This is a genomic window from Nitritalea sp. (assembly GCF_054166705.1).
Map to the genome: position 1 here is coordinate 22,411 of NZ_JBSZCV010000008.1, position 18,038 is coordinate 40,448.

An 18,038-nucleotide genomic window follows, 5' to 3' on the forward strand; every position below is an offset into this window, starting at 1 on the left:
GTTTTAGCATTCTGTCCGTCCTATCCAAAAAGGCCTGTCATTTGCGCCTAATAAAAAGCATCCTGAAAATGCGTGATGAGCGGTGGCCTGCCGGCTAGCTGCTCGATCGCGATGATATCAAAACGAATTCCATGTTTCCAGTCTACACGGTGCACAAAATAATCCGCCGCACGAATAATTAGACGCTGTTTACTACGGTACACAAAAGTCTCCGGGTAGCCATAGCTGAGATTGGTCCGGAACTTAATTTCGAAAAAAACCATTGTTTTACTGTGGGTCATAATCAAATCCACCTCGGCATGTTGGTAGCGATAATTCGCCTGCACGAAATGATACCCCCGTGCTTCCAACCATTCTCTGGCCAAGTTTTCTGCTTGAAAACCGATCGTCCGCATGTCCATGCTGAAAAATTTTAAGTATTTTTGAAAAAGTTTCTAGGAGCGTGCACTTTGCGCGAAGCGCAAAAAGAAAAAACTACCGAATCGACTAACCAAAAGCCGCACTCCTTTCAGCTAAGGTACAAAAAAAAATAGACACATTTGAATATCCACCTAAACAGAAACGTTTATTTCGAGGACCTGGGTCTCCGCGACTATAAAGAGGTGTGGGACGAGCAGGAGAGGCGCTTTCAGGCGATCGTCAGCCAGAAAATCGAAAATCGTCGCTTACCAGAGGCTGAGCAGCTGCCGACCGAAAATCACCTTTTGTTCGTAGAACATCCTCATGTGTACACACTAGGTAAATCGGGTGCTCCGGAGCACCTTTTGCTGAGTGATGAGCGCCTGGAGGCTATTCATGCCCGTTTTTATAAGATTAATCGAGGGGGTGACATTACTTACCATGGGCCCGGGCAACTGGTGGCCTATCCGATTTTAGACTTGGAAAATTTCTTTACGGATATCCACAAGTACCTTCGTTTATTAGAGGAAGCGGTAATTCTGACGCTAGCGGATTACGGGCTCAGTGCTGGCCGCATAGAAGGACTTACGGGGGTTTGGCTAGACCATGTGGAGCAGGTAAATCCGCGGAAAATATGTGCTATGGGGGTAAAATCTAGCCGCTGGGTGACCATGCATGGCTTGGCTCTAAACGTAAATGCTCATTTGGAGTACTTCGATTATATCGTCCCCTGTGGCATTCGGGATAAGGCTGTCACCTCTATGGAACAGGAGCTGGGTGCAGTACTGGATATGGAAGCGGTGAAGGTGCGTCTTCTGGGGCATCTGGCAGCGTTATTTGAGATGACTATACAAGAACATGAAAAAGGACATTGATTTCGAGCCTGTAGCAGGAGTAAAATTAGCTATCGCCAAAGAAGAGGTAGCTGGAGAAAGCCAGTGGGCCGTATATATCATAAACCATAACTTGATCGAGCTTCACACGGTGCTCATCACTTCGAAGGGTTATGGCACTATCGATGGAGAGGAGAAAAAAACCAGTGTGCTGCGGCACATGATTGGAGAGCTCGGGCCTTCCTCTTTCGCTCGCATAGAGCCGATTCAGCCAGAGCTTTTCGCCTTATCTAATGAATATTGGGTAAGTTATTATATTTTAGATAAAATTTTTGACAAAAAATTTGTCTTCACTGCAGGGAGTATCGCGGATGAGAATATCCGACCGATACCTGCCTTGGGCTTAGACGGAGTACTTCATTCCTAAAAAGTCGTCCCGGTGGGGGCAGATCACCGCATGGAACAAAAAGGCCATGCGTAAAACACGCTTTTATGGGAAGAAAACACAATAAAAATAAAAAACAAAAGACAGGAAAGGGCTTGGACGCCAAACAACTGGCTGACAAGATTTTACACTTTTTAGATCAGCATTATGGGAAAGCCTTTAATGCGAAGCAGCTAGCGAATAAACTCAGCATCAAAGACCCTGTCGTGCGGGGTGGTATCGACCGGGTGCTGCAGCAGCTCCTCCAAAAGGGCGATGTCAGTAAGGATGCACGAAATGCCTACAGCTCCACGAAGGAGCCCCAATTTTTCGAAGGCGAGGTGGATTATGTAAATCCACGTTTTGCCTATGTAATACCACAGGCCAGCTCGGGCTTGGAAGAAGATGTTATCATTAAGGAAAGTTTGCTCAAGCATGCTCTGGACGGCGACCGCGTGCGGATCATGGTATTTCCTGGGCGGAATCATTCGGGCCGCTTAGAGGGGCGCGTGCTGGAGATACTTAGCCGGGCACGAGAGGAGTTCGTGGGACGCATCGAGATTTCTCCGCGCTTCGCCTTTGTGGTGCCGGACTTTCGCAAAATGCACCAAGACATCTTTATTCCTAAGGATCAACTTCACGGCGCTCTGCACAACCAGAAAGTGGTGGTCAAGATGCATGACTGGAAGGAAGACGATAAGAATCCGATCGGATCCGTGGTGCGCGTATTAGGTAAGGCGGGCGAACATGAGGTGGAGATGCACAGTATCATCGCGGAGTTTGGGCTGCCTTTTGAATATCCAGAGGAGCCACACTTGGAAGCGGAGGCGATTTCCGATCAGATCTCCGAAAAGGAAATTGCGCAGCGAAAAGATTTCCGCGGGGTGACCACTTTTACGATAGACCCAGCGGATGCGAAGGACTTCGACGATGCCATTTCCTACCGAAAACTGGAGAATGGCCTGCTTGAGGTGGGGGTGCACATCGCCGACGTAACCCATTATGTGCAACCGAAGACCGCCCTAGAGCGAGAAGCCTATGAGCGCGCCACCTCAGTGTATTTGGTGGACCGGACGATTCCGATGCTCCCCGAACGTCTGAGTAATGGCCTTTGCTCCCTACGTCCACATGAGGATAAGTTGACTTTCAGCTGCGTCTTCGAAATCGACGATAGCGGCAAGGTGCACAAGCAGTGGATCGGGCGCACGGTGATTCACTCCGACCGGCGTTTTGCCTATGAGGAGGCACAGGAAAATATCGATCAGGCGAGTGGAGACTACTTCGAGGAGCTCACCCACCTGAATGCCATCGCGCGGGCACTACGCGCTAAAAGATTCGAGCAGGGTGCCATCAATTTCGAAACGGTGGAAGTGAAGTTCAAGCTAGATGAAAAAGGTGTCCCTCAAGGGCTGATGGTGAAGGAGCGCAAAGATATCCATAAGATGATCGAAGAGTTTATGCTTTTAGCCAACAAGGCCGTAGCTACTTTTATCTACAGCAAGAACAATGGCAAGGACACCTTCGTTTACCGGACACACGATCGTCCGGACGAGGATCGATTGGAGACGTTCGGGACCTTTGCGAAGCGTTTTGGTCATAGCCTGAAGCTGGCCAATATAACGCAAGTTGCTGCACAGTTAAACGCCTTAATGGAGGAGATTCAAGGCAAGCCGGAGCAAAACGTCCTCGAGCAGCTGGCCATCCGCTCTATGGCCAAAGCCAAGTACACCACAGAGCCGAAAGGGCACTTTGGGCTGGCTTTTTCGCATTATACCCACTTCACTTCTCCGATCCGGCGTTATCCAGACATGATGGTGCATCGCCTGCTGCAGCATTATTTAGACGGGGGCAAAAGCCCCGATGCGGAACCTTGGGAGGTCAAGTGTGCGCATTCTTCTGAACGTGAAAAGCGTGCCAGCGATGCCGAGCGTGCTAGCATCAAGTACAAGCAGGTGGAATACATGAGTTTAGCAGAGGACCGTCCCTACCCAGGCATCATTACCGGAGTCACAGAATGGGGCGTCTATGTAGAAATGACCGAAACCAAGTGTGAGGGTATGGTCCGTGTGGCGGATATGAACGATGATTTCTACGATTTCGATGAGAAAAACATGCGTCTAATCGGGCGTAAAAATAAAAAGATGTACACCTTAGGCGATGCGGTCACGGTGCGGGTTACTGCCACCGACATTAACCGTAGAACGATAGACTTAGAATTTGATTGACATGACCTTAAAAACACGTGATTCCGTCCAGGACCTGCAGCAGGCATTAGAAGAAAAGATCGTTCAGTATCCGTACGGAGGTGAACCGACATCGCTTTATGAGCCTATCCGGTATCTTTTGGCCCTGGGGGGCAAAAGACTTCGTCCTGTGCTGACCCTTTTAGGCTACCGGCTTTTTGCGAGCGAAATCGAGAAGGTGCTCACTCCTGCGGCGGCAGTGGAGGTGTTTCATAACTTCACTCTGATGCACGATGACATCATGGACAAGGCTCCCCTGCGCCGCGGTAAGGCTACCGTTCACGAGAAATGGGATGCCAACACAGCCATTTTATCCGGGGATGTGATGCTGGTAAAAGCATACGACATGCTGCTAGAAATGGATGGCCGCTACCTGAAAGAGATGCTCCTACGTTTTAATCGAACGGCAGCTGAGGTATGCGAAGGACAGCAGCTGGACATGAATTTCGAGCAGATGGATACTGTGAGCGAAGAGCAGTACATCGAGATGATCCGCCTAAAGACAGCCGTACTCTTAGGCTTCGCGCTGGAACTGGGGGCTACCTTAGGCGGTGCTTCTCGAGAGGATGTCGCTAAGCTGTATGCTTTTGGCGTCGATGTGGGCATCGGTTTTCAGTTGATGGATGACTTGCTGGACGTGTATGCAGACCAGGAGAAGTTCGGCAAGCAGGTCGGCGGCGATATCATTGCTAATAAAAAAACCTTCTTGCTCCTCAAGGCCTTGGAACTGGCCGAGGGCGAAATAGCAGATCGCTTAGAAGTGGCTCTACACACGGCAGCATTCTCGGCAGAGGAAAAAGTACAGGAGGTGACGGCGATTTACGATGCGCTCGGCATCCGGGAGATTACCGAAAAGAGGATGAACGACTACTTCGAGCGGGGTTTTGCGGCTCTGGCCGCAATCGACTGCCCGCATCCTGAGGCCAAAGCCACTTTAGAAACGCTTACCCGCGGCCTTATCACCCGAGAAAATTAAAATGACCACAAGCGTTACCTTTCTCCTTATCGCGGCGACCTGTCTGGCGACATTTTTGGCGCTAAAGCGCCCCGGAATGCTGAATCGCTGGATGTTTAGTCCAAACAAGATCGCTGAGAGGGGGGAGTGGGACCGTTTTCTATTGAGCGGCTTCATCCATAAGGATGGGATGCATTTGCTCTTTAATATGTTTACCTTTTTCTTTTTTGGTGGCATCGTGGAGCGCTTCTTCCTGTTTCGCTTCGGAACCGTGTGGGGACCTTTAGCCTTTTTGGGCTTTTACTTGGCTGCGCTGGTCCTTTCTAGTCTAAAAACCTATGTGAAGCATCGCTGGAACCCGAATTATCATGCCTTAGGCGCTTCGGGCGCCACCGCAGCCGTGGTTTTCGCCAGCATCTTACTGATGCCGCTGGATAAAATTTGCCTATTTGGCTTGCTTTGCTTGCCGGGATTTGCGCTTGGAGCGGCATTTTTAGGCTATACGGTTTACAAGGCCCGTCAAGAGGACGATTACGTCAACCATGATGCGCACCTATATGGTGCGCTCACGGGCTTGGTGGTGATCAGCCTGCTGGCGCCTTACACCCTTCCCGGCTTCTTGGCGCAGATCAGCCGTTTTTTAGGCGAGTTTTTTGGGTGAGGAGGCTCAGCATCCCCAAGTTAACGTATAAGTCTCTTGTAGGACCTGAGCCTTATTTAAATCCGGTATCCATATCCGGTGTCTCGTACGATCGTTCGTCTTTCGCTACCCGAATGAGCATGAAGGCGACCTAGCTGCTTATTTTCCCTTTTGCAATTGCCGTACATTTTTATCTACCACGGCTCGTAGCATGGTATTCCAGCGGTCTTTCGCTTTTTCTTCTGAAAACACGTCCGGACCTGGGATACCTACGCGCATACTTAAGATTCTCTCTGCTGTTTTACCTGTACCGGAAATATTCAAATAAATATCCACCGAATTGATGACGGGTGTAAATCTCAATAACTTATCAATGGACTTTCTGATTTGTACTTGTAGACCGGAGGGTACATCAACTTGCGGAGCCTGTACATCAACCTTGATTCCGCGATAATTCTCTGTGTAGTTCATAAAAAAGGGTTAAAGATGAATATTCCTGTATACATTACACGTAATTAGGGTAGGTTTGTTTTTTATGCAGAACGTAGACCGGTCGGCATCAGCACCTGCGACCGAAAACCACAACAATTATGGGTGAAATCGAAAAAGTGATCATCATCGGCGCCGGCGTAGCGGGGCTTTTTGCGGGGGAGATGTTGCACCGTGCAGGCATTGCCTTCGAAATTTTAGAGGCCACAGACGTGTATGGGGGTCGACTGGCCCCTTTGCGCGATTTCGCGCCCTATCCTATGGACTTAGGTGCTCAGTGGCTGCATGGAGAGCGGAGTGCCTTGGGAGACAGTGCCCATCGGCAGGGGGTGGTGCTGACGGAAGACCCTTTAGAACCCACGTATTGGTTTGAGGGAGCGCTGCGGAGGCGGCTACCGAAGCAGGTAGATATCTTTAGAGGGAATCGTCTTCCGGACATGTCCTTTGCCGCTTATGCGGCAAAAAAGGGGCTTCCTGCCTCCTATTCCCACATCATTACAGCCCTAGCAGCAGATTTAGGGGGCTCTGCAGATCGTATTTCGGTGGGAGCCATGCTGGAGGAAGAGAAAGGCTGGAGTTCGGGCAGTCGGGATTTCAAGTTTGCCACAAGCTTTTTTGATTTTATCGATCAGCAGATTTCAGAGGAGGTGAAGGCGGCGATTCGCTATGCTAGCCCTGTGGAGCAGATTGTTTATGATGCGGAGGGGGTGCAAGTTCTGGATACGCTGGGGAATAGTTATCGGGCAGATAAGGTTATCGTGACAGTGTCGATAGCGGTGCTAAAAGCGGGGAAGCTCCGTTTCGATCCACCGCTGCCGGCGGAGAAAGTGGCGGCTTTTCATAAGATCGGCATGGAGGCGGGGATGAAGGTATTTTTAGCTTTTGAAGAAAAATTTTACCCTTACTATCTGGTGGGAGGGCCTGTTTGCGCGGCGTACATCGACGATAGTACGGGGAAACCGGCGGGTCCTCCTGTTCTTTTAGCCTACTTGATCGGGGAGCAGGCGGAGCGGCTGTCGGCATTAGGGAGGGAGGAGTCGATTACGCAGGCCCTGCTGGAGGAGCTGGATATGATGTTTGATGGGAAGGCCTCTAAATACTTTGTAAAAGCGCACGTCAAAGACTGGGGAAAGGCGCCCTATATTTTGGGGGCGTATTCGTACAGCACAGTAGGTATCGGAAACGCGCGGGCCGTGGCGGCGGCGCCAGTGGGGGAACGGGTGTACTTTGCAGGCGAAGCCATGCAGCTGAATGGGCACCATCAGACCGTGCATGGGGCGATGGAGCGAGCCGTGGAAGTGGTCGCTGATATACTAAAAAAATCACCCGGACAGCGCCCGAGTGATTTCCGATAAAATAGCATATGTTCAAAATGGTTTTTACTTCATGTCGATGGCGGCCTTTAGCTCGTCTAAATTCATGAGATTCGCCAACTGCTTGGTCTCGATGTCCCGGAACTTGGTGAGCTCCGCGTCGATGCGCTTGGTGATGTCTTGGCGAACTTGTTCAGCTCCGTCGGTAGGTCTCCACTCTCCCGTGCCTACGATAACATTGAGGTGGGCCAACTTATTATTCAGTCGGATAGGGAAGTTAAGTGGATCCTGGCGGCTTTGGTTTTGTGTTTGGTAAAGCGTCTCTTCGATGCCAGTAAGGGCTTTGATGATATCTTCTCCCTGACGGGCACGAACCTTTTTAGAGGCGATCATCTCTTGCAGTGAGCTTCGGTATTCCCGGATCAAGGTGATGGTCTGATGGGTTTCAGTTAGCTTATTGCGGACGGCCAAAAGGAAGTCATACTGAGCCTGTAAGTCTGCTTGCGTGGAAGGATAGCGTGGATCTGCTAGAACTTTAAACGGCTGCTCCTGCGTAGTGCCATCTACGATCATACGCACCTTATAGTCTCCTGGCACCACTTTCGGTCCTGTGAGAGGTCCTGACCACATGATCATCCCTTCGAAGGCTTTCGCATCAGGAACACGTAAGTTCCAGTTGAACTCATTTGATCCTGCCTTCACTTTCAAGGTGTCCCCATCGATTCCCTTCGTCGAGTAGGCACGAACCACTTCGTTACGTGCATTCAAGAATTCGATGCGCATTTCATTTTTCGGCATTTCCTTCAGGTGGTAATAGACCAGCACACCTCCTGGGCGATTCGTACCTGCTGTAGGGGAAGGGCGACGTACTCCATCGATTCGGTAAGAGTCTTGTGGACGGAATAAATGGAAGGGTTTATTTCCTAAGTCGGGTGCCAGCTGATGCAGGACGGTTAGGTCATCGATGATCCAGAAGCTTCTTCCCTGTGTCGCGGCGATCAGGTTATTTTCCTTAATCGTAAGGTCTGTAATCGGCACGATAGGAAGGTTCAGCTGGAGGGACTGCCAGTTGGCGCCATCGTTAAAAGAGATGTACATGCCTGTTTCCGTTCCGGCATAGAGGTAGCCTTTTTTAGCCGGATCGGCGCGCACCACGCGTGTAAAGTGATCTTCGGCGATGCCAGAAACGATTTTCGTCCAGGTAGCACCATAGTCAGATGTCTTGTAGAGATAGGGTGCGAAGTCACCATTTTTGTACGAGGTGGCGGCAAAATAAAGCCCGCCTGCCTCGAAAGGAGAGGCCTCCATGCTGTTAATCTGAATCCACTCCGGAAGATCTGGAGGCGTAACATTCGTCCAGTTCGCACCATTATCTCGCGACACATGCACCAGGCCATCATCTGATCCTGCCCACAGGATACCCCGCTGCACAGGAGACTCTGCTGCCGCAAAGATCGTAGAATAGTATTCCACTGAGGTATTGTCTTTCGTGATAGGTCCTCCTGAAGGGCCTTGCTTGTCTTTCGCATCACGGGTAAGATCAGGACTAAAGGTTTCCCAAGACTGTCCTCCATTCGTGGAGCGGTGGAAACGGTCGGAGGTGGTGTAGAGCACCTTCGGGTCATGATGTGAGAAGAAGATCGGGAAATTCCACTGGAAGCGGTACTTCATATCTTCCGCACCATGCCCCATCGGGTTGTCTGGATAGACGTTCACATTACGTCTCGCGCCTGTAGCATGATTTTTCATCTGAAGTAGCCCGCCGTAATTTCCTCCGTAGACGATGTCGTTATTCGTAGGGTCTATAGCTAACCAACCGCTTTCACTTCCGGCACTGACCTCCCAGTCGTCTTCGGTAATGCCGAATCCGTCGTTACGGTGGCTGATACGCATGGTAGAATTATCCTGCTGTGCACCGTAGATGCGGTAAGGGAAATGGTCATCTGTGGTTACGCGGTAAAACTGTGCCGTCGGCTGGTTCATATAAGTAGACCAAGAGGTACCACCATCGAAGGTTACTTGCGCACCGCCATCATCGGCGATGATCATACGCTGCGGGTCTACGGGGTCGATCCACAAGTCATGGTGATCCCCATGTGGTGCATTGGCGCCTTTAAAGGTTTTGCCACCGTCTGTAGACTTATGGTAGCTAACGTTCATGACATACACGGTATTCTCGTCTTGCGTATCGGCATAAATCCGCGTATAGTACCAAGCGCGCTGTCTGAGGTTACGGTCGTCGTTAGTTTTCTCCCAAGTGGCCCCCGCATCGCTGGAAACGAAAACCCCTCCATCTAAATTTTCGATTATCGCATATAATCTGTTTGAGTTAACAGGGGAAACGGTAATCCCCATAATTCCTAAAAGCCCTTTTGGCAAACCTGGGTTTCTGGAAATCTCTGTCCAGTTTTTTCCGCCATCCGTACTCTTGAACATTTTACTTCCCGGCCCACCGCTTTCTAAGCTGTAAGGCGTACGCTGTACCTGCCAAGAGGTCGCATACATTACCTCTGGATTTTTCGGGTCTAAAATAAGGTCTACGGCGCCCGATTTCTCATCGACAAAAAGGACACGCTCCCAATTATTCCCCCCATCGATGGACTTATATACGCCTCGCTCTTGGGTAGGCTTAAATAAATCGCCCATAACGGCGGCATAAACGATATCGGGATTCGTAGGATGAACACGAACACGAGAAATAAATCGGCTATCGGCCAGACCTTTTGGCTCCCAGGTTTTACCGGCATCCGTACTTTTAAACATGCCATAACCATAGGACACATTTCCACGTACCGTTTTCTCTCCACCCCCCACATAAATAATGTTCGGGTCGGATTCCGCTACCGTGACAGCACCGATACTACCTCCAAAAAACCCATCGGATATATTTTTCCACGTGTTTCCACCATCGAGTGTTTTCCACACTCCGCCACCAGTCGCACCGAAATAGAAGGTATTGCGCTCACTGGCCACGCCGGCTACTGCTGCTGACCTACCCCCTCTGTGGGGGCCTACATTCCGCCACTGCACGGCATCATAAACTTTTTCGTCGAACGTCTGCGCGTAGCTGTTTTGATCAAAATAAAACAGAACACCCAGCAGTACCAACAGGGATAATATTCTCTTCATAGCTTTAGGGTTATTATTTGTTTGGAATTTACTAGAATGAGCGCGTATAAGCAGCATAAAAATGACCATTGGTAAAAAAACGTTATGAAAAAACCAGCCCGGGTTGGGGCTGGTCTTTTTTAAGGATTTACTTGTGCGATTTCTTTACTGAACCTTATCGTACACCTTTTCCAGGTGTGGGATACCGCTTTCCATCCACTGAGGGGCTTCTTTCTCCATTAAATAATAGTCGAAATACTCCTTCATACGTGTCAAGAAGTCTTTCTGATTCGCTTCATTCGTCAGGTGATGGCCCTCATTCGGGTAGCTGAGGAAGATCACTTCCTTCTCCATACGGCGTGCTGCATTATAGAGCTCTAAGCCCTGCGCCCAGTCCACAGCCCCATCCTTCGTGCCATGAAGAATCAAAAAAGGCGTTTTAATATTTGGAATATGCGCCATCGGATTTTCGCGCATATAGGCCTCCCGATGGGTCCACGGAGTTACACCATAGCCCATACGTACCTGACCGATTTCCATGATGCCATGATGTACCGTGCCCGTACTCGCGTAGAGGTTGTTGTAAAAACTCTCTAAATTCGTCGGCGGCGCACCTGTCACGATGCAGCGGAACATGTCCGTTTGCGTTAAAATAAAGGAGGTCTGGTATCCACTCCAGCTGTGGCCCTGCAGGCCGATCTTCTCTGGATCCGCATAGCCCAGATCGATTAGCTTCTGTGCAGCGCTCGTTATATTATCCAAAGCACTTGTTCCCGGCCGCCCTTCTTCGAACACTTGATCCGGCATAAACACCATGTAGCCATTACTTGCATAATAAGACATGTGCGGGCGATCATCGTAGACCGGCATGGAGTACTGGTGATGCCTGTCGGACATTTTTTCATAGAAGTAGATAATGGTTGGATACTGCTTGCCTTCCTCGTAGTTAGCTGGCAGCGTGAGTGTACCCTGAAGCTTGTCGCCACGCTTATTTTCGAAGTCCACTAATGTACGTGAGCCCCAGGCGTACTGCTCTTGCTGCGGGTTCGAATGCGTCAGCTGGCGCAAATTGCTAAACTGCATGTCGGTCAGATGATAGTCCGGAGCCTGCTCGAAGGTTTGGCGTGTCAGCACGAGCACATCGGCACGCGCAGCCTTCATCGGGCGTCCAAATAGCGCATCGTCCATTAAGAGTGGGGTCATGGCTCCCTTATCGGTGAGGCGGTAAAAGCCTGCTCGCTTGGTCCACTCTCCGTACGCGGTGAGGTAGGCACCCTTTTTCAGGTCCACATAATCCTCTTCTGGGTCTAAGTCGAGCAGTCGGAAGCGGATTTCATCTCGATCTCCGATTTGGGTGATGTTTTGAACCGACTTTCCGTCGAGGGACACCAGGTACAAGTCATATTTATGATTCAGGATAACCGAACGCCTGTCCTTCGTCCAGCCGGCTACGCCAAAGGGTGGGTTTTCGTGTGGATACGGATGTTCCATATCCATAAAATTCACCTGCGTGTTCGCTGTCAGGTTCACCTTCTTGTCCGTCTCTAAGTCGTACAGCATGATAGCTGAGTCCTTTTGATACAGGTAATACCTCCCATCTGGAGATCCCTGAAGGGCACGTGTCACCAGGGATTCAAAAAGCTTGGCCTCGCCTGTCTCCGCATCCACCCGGTAAAGGTCCGCAGGAGAAATGCCCCAGTTGACATCGCTGATGTAAGGCTGGTCGTTTCTTCCCACAAAATACTTGGCATGTCGGGAAGGGAGCACCACGTCCATATCCGTTTGCGCTAAGCGCGCAAAGCTGCCCTTGTCAGCGTCAAAAATAGCTGTATACGTCTTGTTTCTGTTGCGATTCGCACGTACGATCTGAACAGACTGGATATAGTCGTCCTTCCAGTGCCATACATCTACGTTAGGGATGGTATCTTTATCGCCTTTAAGCACCGGCTCCTGCTCTTTAATGCCGAGCCAAACGGTTTTTCCATCTGCCATAAAACGAATGGAGGCTTTATCGCTGATCACATGGCCTTCCGGAAACCCTGTGGCCGAGGTGTTCAGGCTGCGGAGCTGGGTGCTGCCACTGCCGACGCCACTGACGACATGAAGCGTTCGGGGCGTTTGCGTAAGCGAATCCACCTTCTCCCCTTTTAGGAAAGCCAGGCGATCACCCTTTTTCGCCCATTCAGAGCGTTTAGTACCTTCATCGTTCCAGGTAAGCTGCAGATACTCCTCTTTGGAAGCGTCCAGGGTACGTGTTTGCGCATCGCTGAGGCGCAAGAGGTAAGCCCCATTTCCGAGCCCATCGCGAGCATCTACGAGGTAAGCCAGGTGCGTGCCTTTTTTATTTAATGCATATTCGGTCACGTTTCCGATGACGGTGGCCGTCCCTGCGGCGATGTCGTAGACGACTAGGTCACTGCCCTTATGCGAAGTCTTGTCACTATCGTCTTTAGCGCGCTTCACCATCCAGAAGCGCTCATCAGGGGAGAAAGCCATGGAGACTGCTGCATCCACTTCAAAGCGCGTTTCACCATCAGCGGTGGCGAGAAAGGCCTTTTGGAGCACCGGTTTTCGCGCACGGCGCAATTCTTTCGTCTTTTTTTGATCCGGTTTCGTGAAATAAGCGATGAAATTCGCGTTTGCACTAAATGCCGCATTTAGGCCATTAGGAATGGTCTTGATGCGCTCGCCGTTCACTTGACGGATGTGCAAGGTGTCGTCCGCGCCATTTGGGCGCAAACTATACGCAAATAAAGACCCATCCTCGGAGAGGGTGGGCGCCATGACGCGCGACCACTCGGGATAATTTTCTAAGGAAAGCACCTTTTTTTCTTGCGCCTGCACGGATAGTGCGCTAGTAAAGAGCAAGCAAAAAAGCGGTACTACATAACGTATCATTAGCTTCATAAGACTTAAATTTAGCCAGTAAGCTATAAAAAATCCGATAGGAATGGGTTCTCTCTTATATCAGTGGTCAAATAGCCTAAAGAAGGGATCTACTCCGACCTGCAAGCGCTAAAAAAATGGACAAAAAAAATCGGTAATCGCTTATAAGCGACTACCGACCTGTTTCGTGCCTGAGAAATGCTTATGCTTCTACAGGAAGTACACTCACGTAAGACTTGCCATCAAATTTCTTTTTGAAGGTCACCTTACCGTCAGCGAGGGCAAAAAGGGTATGGTCTTTCCCTACACCTACATTTTCACCTGCGTGATGCTTCGTACCACGCTGTCTTACGATGATATTACCAGCGATGACTGCCTCGCCGCCAAATTTCTTCACACCCAGTCTTTTGGAATGTGACTCTCTTCCGTTTTTGGAACTACCGACACCTTTCTTGTGAGCCATAATGTTTTACGTTTATGAGCCGAAACCCTTAAAGTGAAATGTTTTCAATTAAAACTTTGGTATAATCCTGTCTGTGACCGTTTTTCTTCTTATACCCTTTTCTTCTCTTCTTCTTGAAGACGATAACTTTGTCTCCGCGGACGTGATCTAATACTTTACCCGTCACCTTTGCTCCTGCGATAGTAGGAGCACCTAATGAGATCGATCCATTGTCCTCAGCCAATAGTACCTCATCGAATTCCACTGAAGCGCCAGTGTCTACTGCCAATTTAGGGGCGTAAACATACTGATCTTTCGTTACCTTGAACTGCTTCCCAGCGATGTTAACAATTGCGTACATAATTACGTGCTTATGATTTATACCAAATAGTTTGCAAAGATAGGAAATTTTTCTGGAAAGCAGAAAAGTAGGTAGAAAATAATCCACTCCCACTTGAGCGGCATAGCCTGAACACTTTACGAAAAAAAAGGAAACTAGACATATTTTTGACCCTTGGTCAAAAAATAACCTGTTTTTCCACGCTTTTTTACAAAGGAAAAATTTTACTTTTTTTCGCATGTTTATTTCCGGCGCCATTGTTAAAAGCATTAGTTAACATTAAGTATTTTATTTATCACATAATAAGCATTTTATAATTTTTAACCCTAGGTTCAATTCTAGCTAATTCCTGCTTCTTTCGGACTTGGTATTCACCCAAATTTCGTTAATATTTGTCTGAAACAATCCTTTTAGGGACCTGTTGGAATGTGTAAGAACGGTTAAAAAAATCAAAAAGGGTACAAAAGACATGCAAAATCAAGAGCCAATACTTCAGGACAATGGAAATCGATTCGTTCTTTTTCCTATTCAGCATAACGACATCTGGCAATTCTATAAAAAGGCAGAGGCGAGTTTTTGGACAGCGGAAGAGATCGACCTGAGTCAAGATTTAAATGACTGGAAAAACCTAACAGACGGCGAGCGTCACTTCATTTCGCACATCCTAGCCTTCTTTGCGGCCAGCGATGGCATCGTAAATGAAAATCTCGCGGAGCACTTCGTGTCAGAGGTTCAGTATACGGAGGCTAAGTTCTTTTATGGCTTTCAGATCGCGATGGAAAATATTCACTCAGAAACGTACAGTTTACTGATCGATACCTACATCAAGAACGCACAGGAACGAGACTATTTATTAAATGCTATAGAAACGATTCCATGTGTACAGAAAAAAGCAGAGTGGGCACTTCGCTGGATCGATAATGGAAGTTTTCAGGAGCGACTTATCGCCTTCGCAGCGGTAGAAGGCATCTTCTTTTCAGGGTCATTCTGTTCTCTTTTTTGGTTGAAAAAAAGAGGTTTAATGCCTGGTCTGACATTCTCGAACGAGCTTATCTCGCGCGATGAAGGATTGCACTGCGACTTCGCTTGTCATTTGTATACAAAACACGTCGTGAACAGACTGCCGAAAGAGACGGTAAAGAAAATCATCATGGACGCAGTAGAGATAGAGAAAGAGTTCGTTACGGATGCCTTACCGGTGCGGCTAATCGGTATGAATGCTGACCTAATGTGTCAATACATCGAATTTGTAGCAGATCGTCTCTTACTTGAATTGGGTAATGAGCGTGTTTGGGGTTCTTCGAATCCTTTTGACTTTATGGATATGATCTCCCTACCGGGCAAAACGAACTTCTTCGAGAAGCGTGTTGGGGATTATCAAAAGGCGGGTGTAATGAAGAAAGAAGACAATTCAGACAAGCCTAAATTCGCAATAGGAGAAGATTTTTAATCACCCAAAAACAACAAAACTTTATATGCTAGTAGTAAAAAGAGATGGGCGCCGAGAGTCCGTCCGCTTCGATAAGATAACCGCCCGTATAGAAAATCTCTGTGCCGGTTTAGATAGGCGTTATATCCAGCCGATAGAAGTGGCTAAAAAGGTCATCGATGGCCTTTATGACGGGGTAACCACCACAGAGCTGGATAATTTGGCAGCAGAAATTTGTGCTTCCCTCACCGTCAAGCACCCAGAATATGCGACGTTAGCGGCACGCATCGCGATATCCAACTTACACAAGACTACTAGTAGTAGCTTCTCTAACACGATGAAGCGCCTGTATACGTATATTAATCCAGTGACAGGACAAAATGCTGCACTTATAGCACCTGATGTATACGGGGTGATCAAAACAAATGCGGCTAAACTAGATGAAGCCATCGATTACGACAGAGATTTCGGCTATGATTACTTCGGCTTCAAAACCTTAGAACGCAGTTACCTTATTAAATTAGATGGAAAGGTAGTAGAGCGTCCCCAGCACATGCTCATGCGTGTGGCTGTGGGCATTCATAAAGAAAATTTAGATGCAGTCATCGAGACGTACAACTTGCTCTCTGAGCGCTGGTTTACGCATGCTACTCCTACTCTTTTTAATGCAGGCACTCCGAAGCCGCAGCTATCAAGCTGTTTTCTTTTGGCCATGAAAGAAGACAGTATCGATGGCATCTATGATACACTAAAAAACTGCGCGAAAATCTCTCAATCAGCAGGCGGAATCGGACTCTCCATTCATAACGTGCGAGCGAAAGGCTCCTACATACGTGGGACAAATGGCGTTTCTAATGGTATCGTCCCTATGCTCAGAAATTTCGATATGACCGCACGCTATGTGGATCAGGGGGGCGGTAAACGCAAAGGGAGCTTCGCAATTTACCTCGAACCCTGGCATGCAGATGTGAAAGATTTTCTGGATCTGAAAAAAAACCACGGAAAAGAAGAAATGCGTGCACGCGACCTCTTCTATGCCATGTGGATCCCAGATTTATTTATGAAGCGCGTAGAAGCCAATGAAGAATGGTCACTCTTTTGCCCAAATGAGTGTCCAGGACTATCCGACTGTTATGGCGATGAGTTCGAGCGTCTCTATGAAAAATATGAAAGAGAAGGTCGTGCGCGCGAAAAAGTGAAAGCACAAGATCTGTGGTTTGAAATCTTAGAATCCCAGATCGAAACAGGAACTCCTTATATGCTGTATAAGGACGCTGCCAACAAAAAATCCAATCAAAAAAATCTCGGCACGATCAAATCGTCTAACCTCTGTACGGAAATCATGGAGTATACGGCTCCAGATGAAGTAGCAGTATGTAATTTGGCCTCCATCGCACTCCCGAAATTTGTGCGTAGCACACCAGACGGTAAGAAGTTCTTCGATCATCAGAAGCTATATGAAATCACGAAAGTGATCACGCGTAATCTTAATAAGGTTATCGATGTCAATTATTACCCAATCGAAGAGGCAAAGCGTTCTAACTTCCGTCATCGTCCCATCGGATTAGGCGTACAGGGCTTAGCAGATACCTTTATGTTGCTTCGCATGCCTTTTGATTCTGAGGAAGCGCGCGGGCTAAATGAAGATATCTTCGAAACGATTTACTACGGAGCTATGGAAGCTTCTATGGAGCTAGCTAAGGTAGAAGGAACCTATGAGACCTACGAGGGCTCTCCCGTTTCAGAAGGTAAATTTCAGTTTGATCTGTGGGGTAAAACCCCAAAATCAGGTCGCTGGAACTGGGACGATCTTCGCGAGCGGGTGCTAAAATTTGGTGTACGTAACAGCCTCTTAGTAGCTCCTATGCCTACAGCATCCACTTCACAGATCTTAGGAAACAACGAGTGCTTTGAACCATACACATCGAATATTTATACACGCAGGACACTTTCCGGGGAATTTATTGTCGTAAACAAGCACTTGCTAAAGGACTTGATTCGACTAAACCTGTGGAACGATACGATGAAAAATAAATTGATCGCAGCCAATGGTTCTGTTCAAAATATCTCGAGTATTCCACAGAATATCAAGGACCTATACAAGACGGTTTGGGAAATTTCCCAAAAGGTCATCATCGATATGGCGGCTGATCGCGGAGCCTATATCTGCCAGTCTCAGAGTATGAACCTCTTTTTACAAGACCCTAACTTTGGAAAACTTACTTCCATGCACTTCTATGCCTGGAAGAGCGGCTTAAAAACGGGAATGTATTATTTACGTTCACAAGCAGCGACCAGTGCCATCCAATTCACAGTAGACAAGACCTCGCTGAAGGAAGATGAGGAGCTTCTCGCTCAAAAACAGGAAGCCATTGCGTGTTCCTTAGATAATCCGGATGATTGCGAGATGTGTGGCTCATAAGAGTAGGAGATAGTAGTACTAAATTCTAGCATATAGATCAGAAAAGTGTCGTTACGTAAACGGCACTTTTTTTTGCGCCTTAGGCGCAAGGCCCTAGCCACATAGAAGAGAGTTC

Annotated in this window: 14 protein-coding genes; 8 read left to right on the forward strand and 6 right to left on the reverse strand. The window is 48.4% G+C overall.

Annotation, left to right across the window (positions count from 1 at the left end):
• Positions 1-47: 47 nt before the first annotated feature.
• Entirely contained in the window at positions 48-401 is a 354-nt protein-coding gene (locus ACXIT9_RS03960) for a YraN family protein (RefSeq protein ID WP_458054951.1), read from the reverse strand.
• A 138-nt stretch (positions 402-539) separates the two neighbouring features.
• Between ACXIT9_RS03960 and lipB the strand changes: the two genes are divergently transcribed.
• The 5 genes from lipB to ACXIT9_RS03985 all read left to right on the forward strand — a co-directional run bounded on the left by lipB (position 540) and on the right by ACXIT9_RS03985 (position 5,515).
• Positions 540-1,274 carry a lipoyl(octanoyl) transferase LipB gene (gene lipB, locus ACXIT9_RS03965; protein WP_458054952.1) on the forward strand — a complete coding sequence of 245 codons (735 nt, stop codon included), beginning with the start codon at positions 540-542 and terminating at the stop codon, positions 1,272-1,274.
• Positions 1,258-1,659: a hypothetical protein gene (locus tag ACXIT9_RS03970; RefSeq protein WP_458054953.1), complete on the forward strand. Its 402-nt coding sequence runs from the start codon at positions 1,258-1,260 to the stop codon at positions 1,657-1,659. The genes lipB and ACXIT9_RS03970 overlap by 17 nt, the downstream gene beginning before the upstream one ends.
• A gap of 65 nt (positions 1,660-1,724) precedes the next feature.
• On the forward strand, positions 1,725-3,881 hold the full coding sequence (gene rnr, locus ACXIT9_RS03975) for a ribonuclease R (RefSeq protein ID WP_458054954.1): 2,157 nt from the start codon (positions 1,725-1,727) through the stop codon (positions 3,879-3,881).
• A 1-nt stretch (position 3,882) separates the two neighbouring features.
• Entirely contained in the window at positions 3,883-4,875 is a 993-nt protein-coding gene (locus ACXIT9_RS03980; protein ID WP_458054955.1) for a polyprenyl synthetase family protein, read from the forward strand.
• Between the two features lies 1 nt (position 4,876).
• On the forward strand, positions 4,877-5,515 hold the full coding sequence (locus ACXIT9_RS03985; protein ID WP_458054956.1) for a rhomboid family intramembrane serine protease: 639 nt from the start codon (positions 4,877-4,879) through the stop codon (positions 5,513-5,515).
• A 138-nt stretch (positions 5,516-5,653) separates the two neighbouring features.
• On the opposite strand, the gene ACXIT9_RS03990 is transcribed toward ACXIT9_RS03985, so the two are convergent.
• The gene (locus tag ACXIT9_RS03990; protein WP_458054957.1) at positions 5,654-5,965 is read right to left on the reverse strand and encodes an HPF/RaiA family ribosome-associated protein; all 312 of its coding nucleotides are present in this window, start codon (positions 5,963-5,965) and stop codon (positions 5,654-5,656) included.
• Positions 5,966-6,084: 119 nt separating this feature from the next.
• Between ACXIT9_RS03990 and ACXIT9_RS03995 the strand changes: the two genes are divergently transcribed.
• Entirely contained in the window at positions 6,085-7,338 is a 1,254-nt protein-coding gene (locus ACXIT9_RS03995; RefSeq protein WP_458054958.1) for a flavin monoamine oxidase family protein, read from the forward strand.
• A gap of 24 nt (positions 7,339-7,362) precedes the next feature.
• Here ACXIT9_RS03995 and ACXIT9_RS04000 read toward each other — a convergent pair whose 3' ends face one another.
• The 4 genes from ACXIT9_RS04000 to rplU form a co-directional block, all read right to left on the reverse strand.
• The gene (locus tag ACXIT9_RS04000; RefSeq protein ID WP_458054959.1) at positions 7,363-10,425 is read right to left on the reverse strand and encodes a WD40/YVTN/BNR-like repeat-containing protein; all 3,063 of its coding nucleotides are present in this window, start codon (positions 10,423-10,425) and stop codon (positions 7,363-7,365) included.
• Between the two features lie 144 nt (positions 10,426-10,569).
• Entirely contained in the window at positions 10,570-13,311 is a 2,742-nt protein-coding gene (locus tag ACXIT9_RS04005; protein ID WP_458054960.1) for a prolyl oligopeptidase family serine peptidase, read from the reverse strand.
• Between the two features lie 181 nt (positions 13,312-13,492).
• On the reverse strand, positions 13,493-13,753 hold the full coding sequence (gene rpmA / locus ACXIT9_RS04010) for a 50S ribosomal protein L27 (RefSeq protein WP_458054961.1): 261 nt from the start codon (positions 13,751-13,753) through the stop codon (positions 13,493-13,495).
• Positions 13,754-13,781: 28 nt separating this feature from the next.
• On the reverse strand, positions 13,782-14,093 hold the full coding sequence (gene rplU / locus ACXIT9_RS04015) for a 50S ribosomal protein L21 (protein ID WP_458055639.1): 312 nt from the start codon (positions 14,091-14,093) through the stop codon (positions 13,782-13,784).
• 448 nt (positions 14,094-14,541) lie between these two features.
• On the opposite strand from rplU, the gene ACXIT9_RS04020 reads away from it, so the two are divergent.
• Together ACXIT9_RS04020 and ACXIT9_RS04025 are read left to right on the forward strand one after the other, a co-directional pair.
• Positions 14,542-15,522 (forward strand): ribonucleotide-diphosphate reductase subunit beta, encoded by a 981-nt coding sequence (locus tag ACXIT9_RS04020; RefSeq protein WP_458054962.1) that lies wholly within the window; start codon positions 14,542-14,544, stop codon positions 15,520-15,522.
• Between the two features lie 25 nt (positions 15,523-15,547).
• Positions 15,548-17,923 carry a ribonucleoside-diphosphate reductase subunit alpha gene (locus tag ACXIT9_RS04025; RefSeq protein ID WP_458054963.1) on the forward strand — a complete coding sequence of 792 codons (2,376 nt, stop codon included), beginning with the start codon at positions 15,548-15,550 and terminating at the stop codon, positions 17,921-17,923.
• Positions 17,924-18,038: the final 115 nt, after the last annotated feature.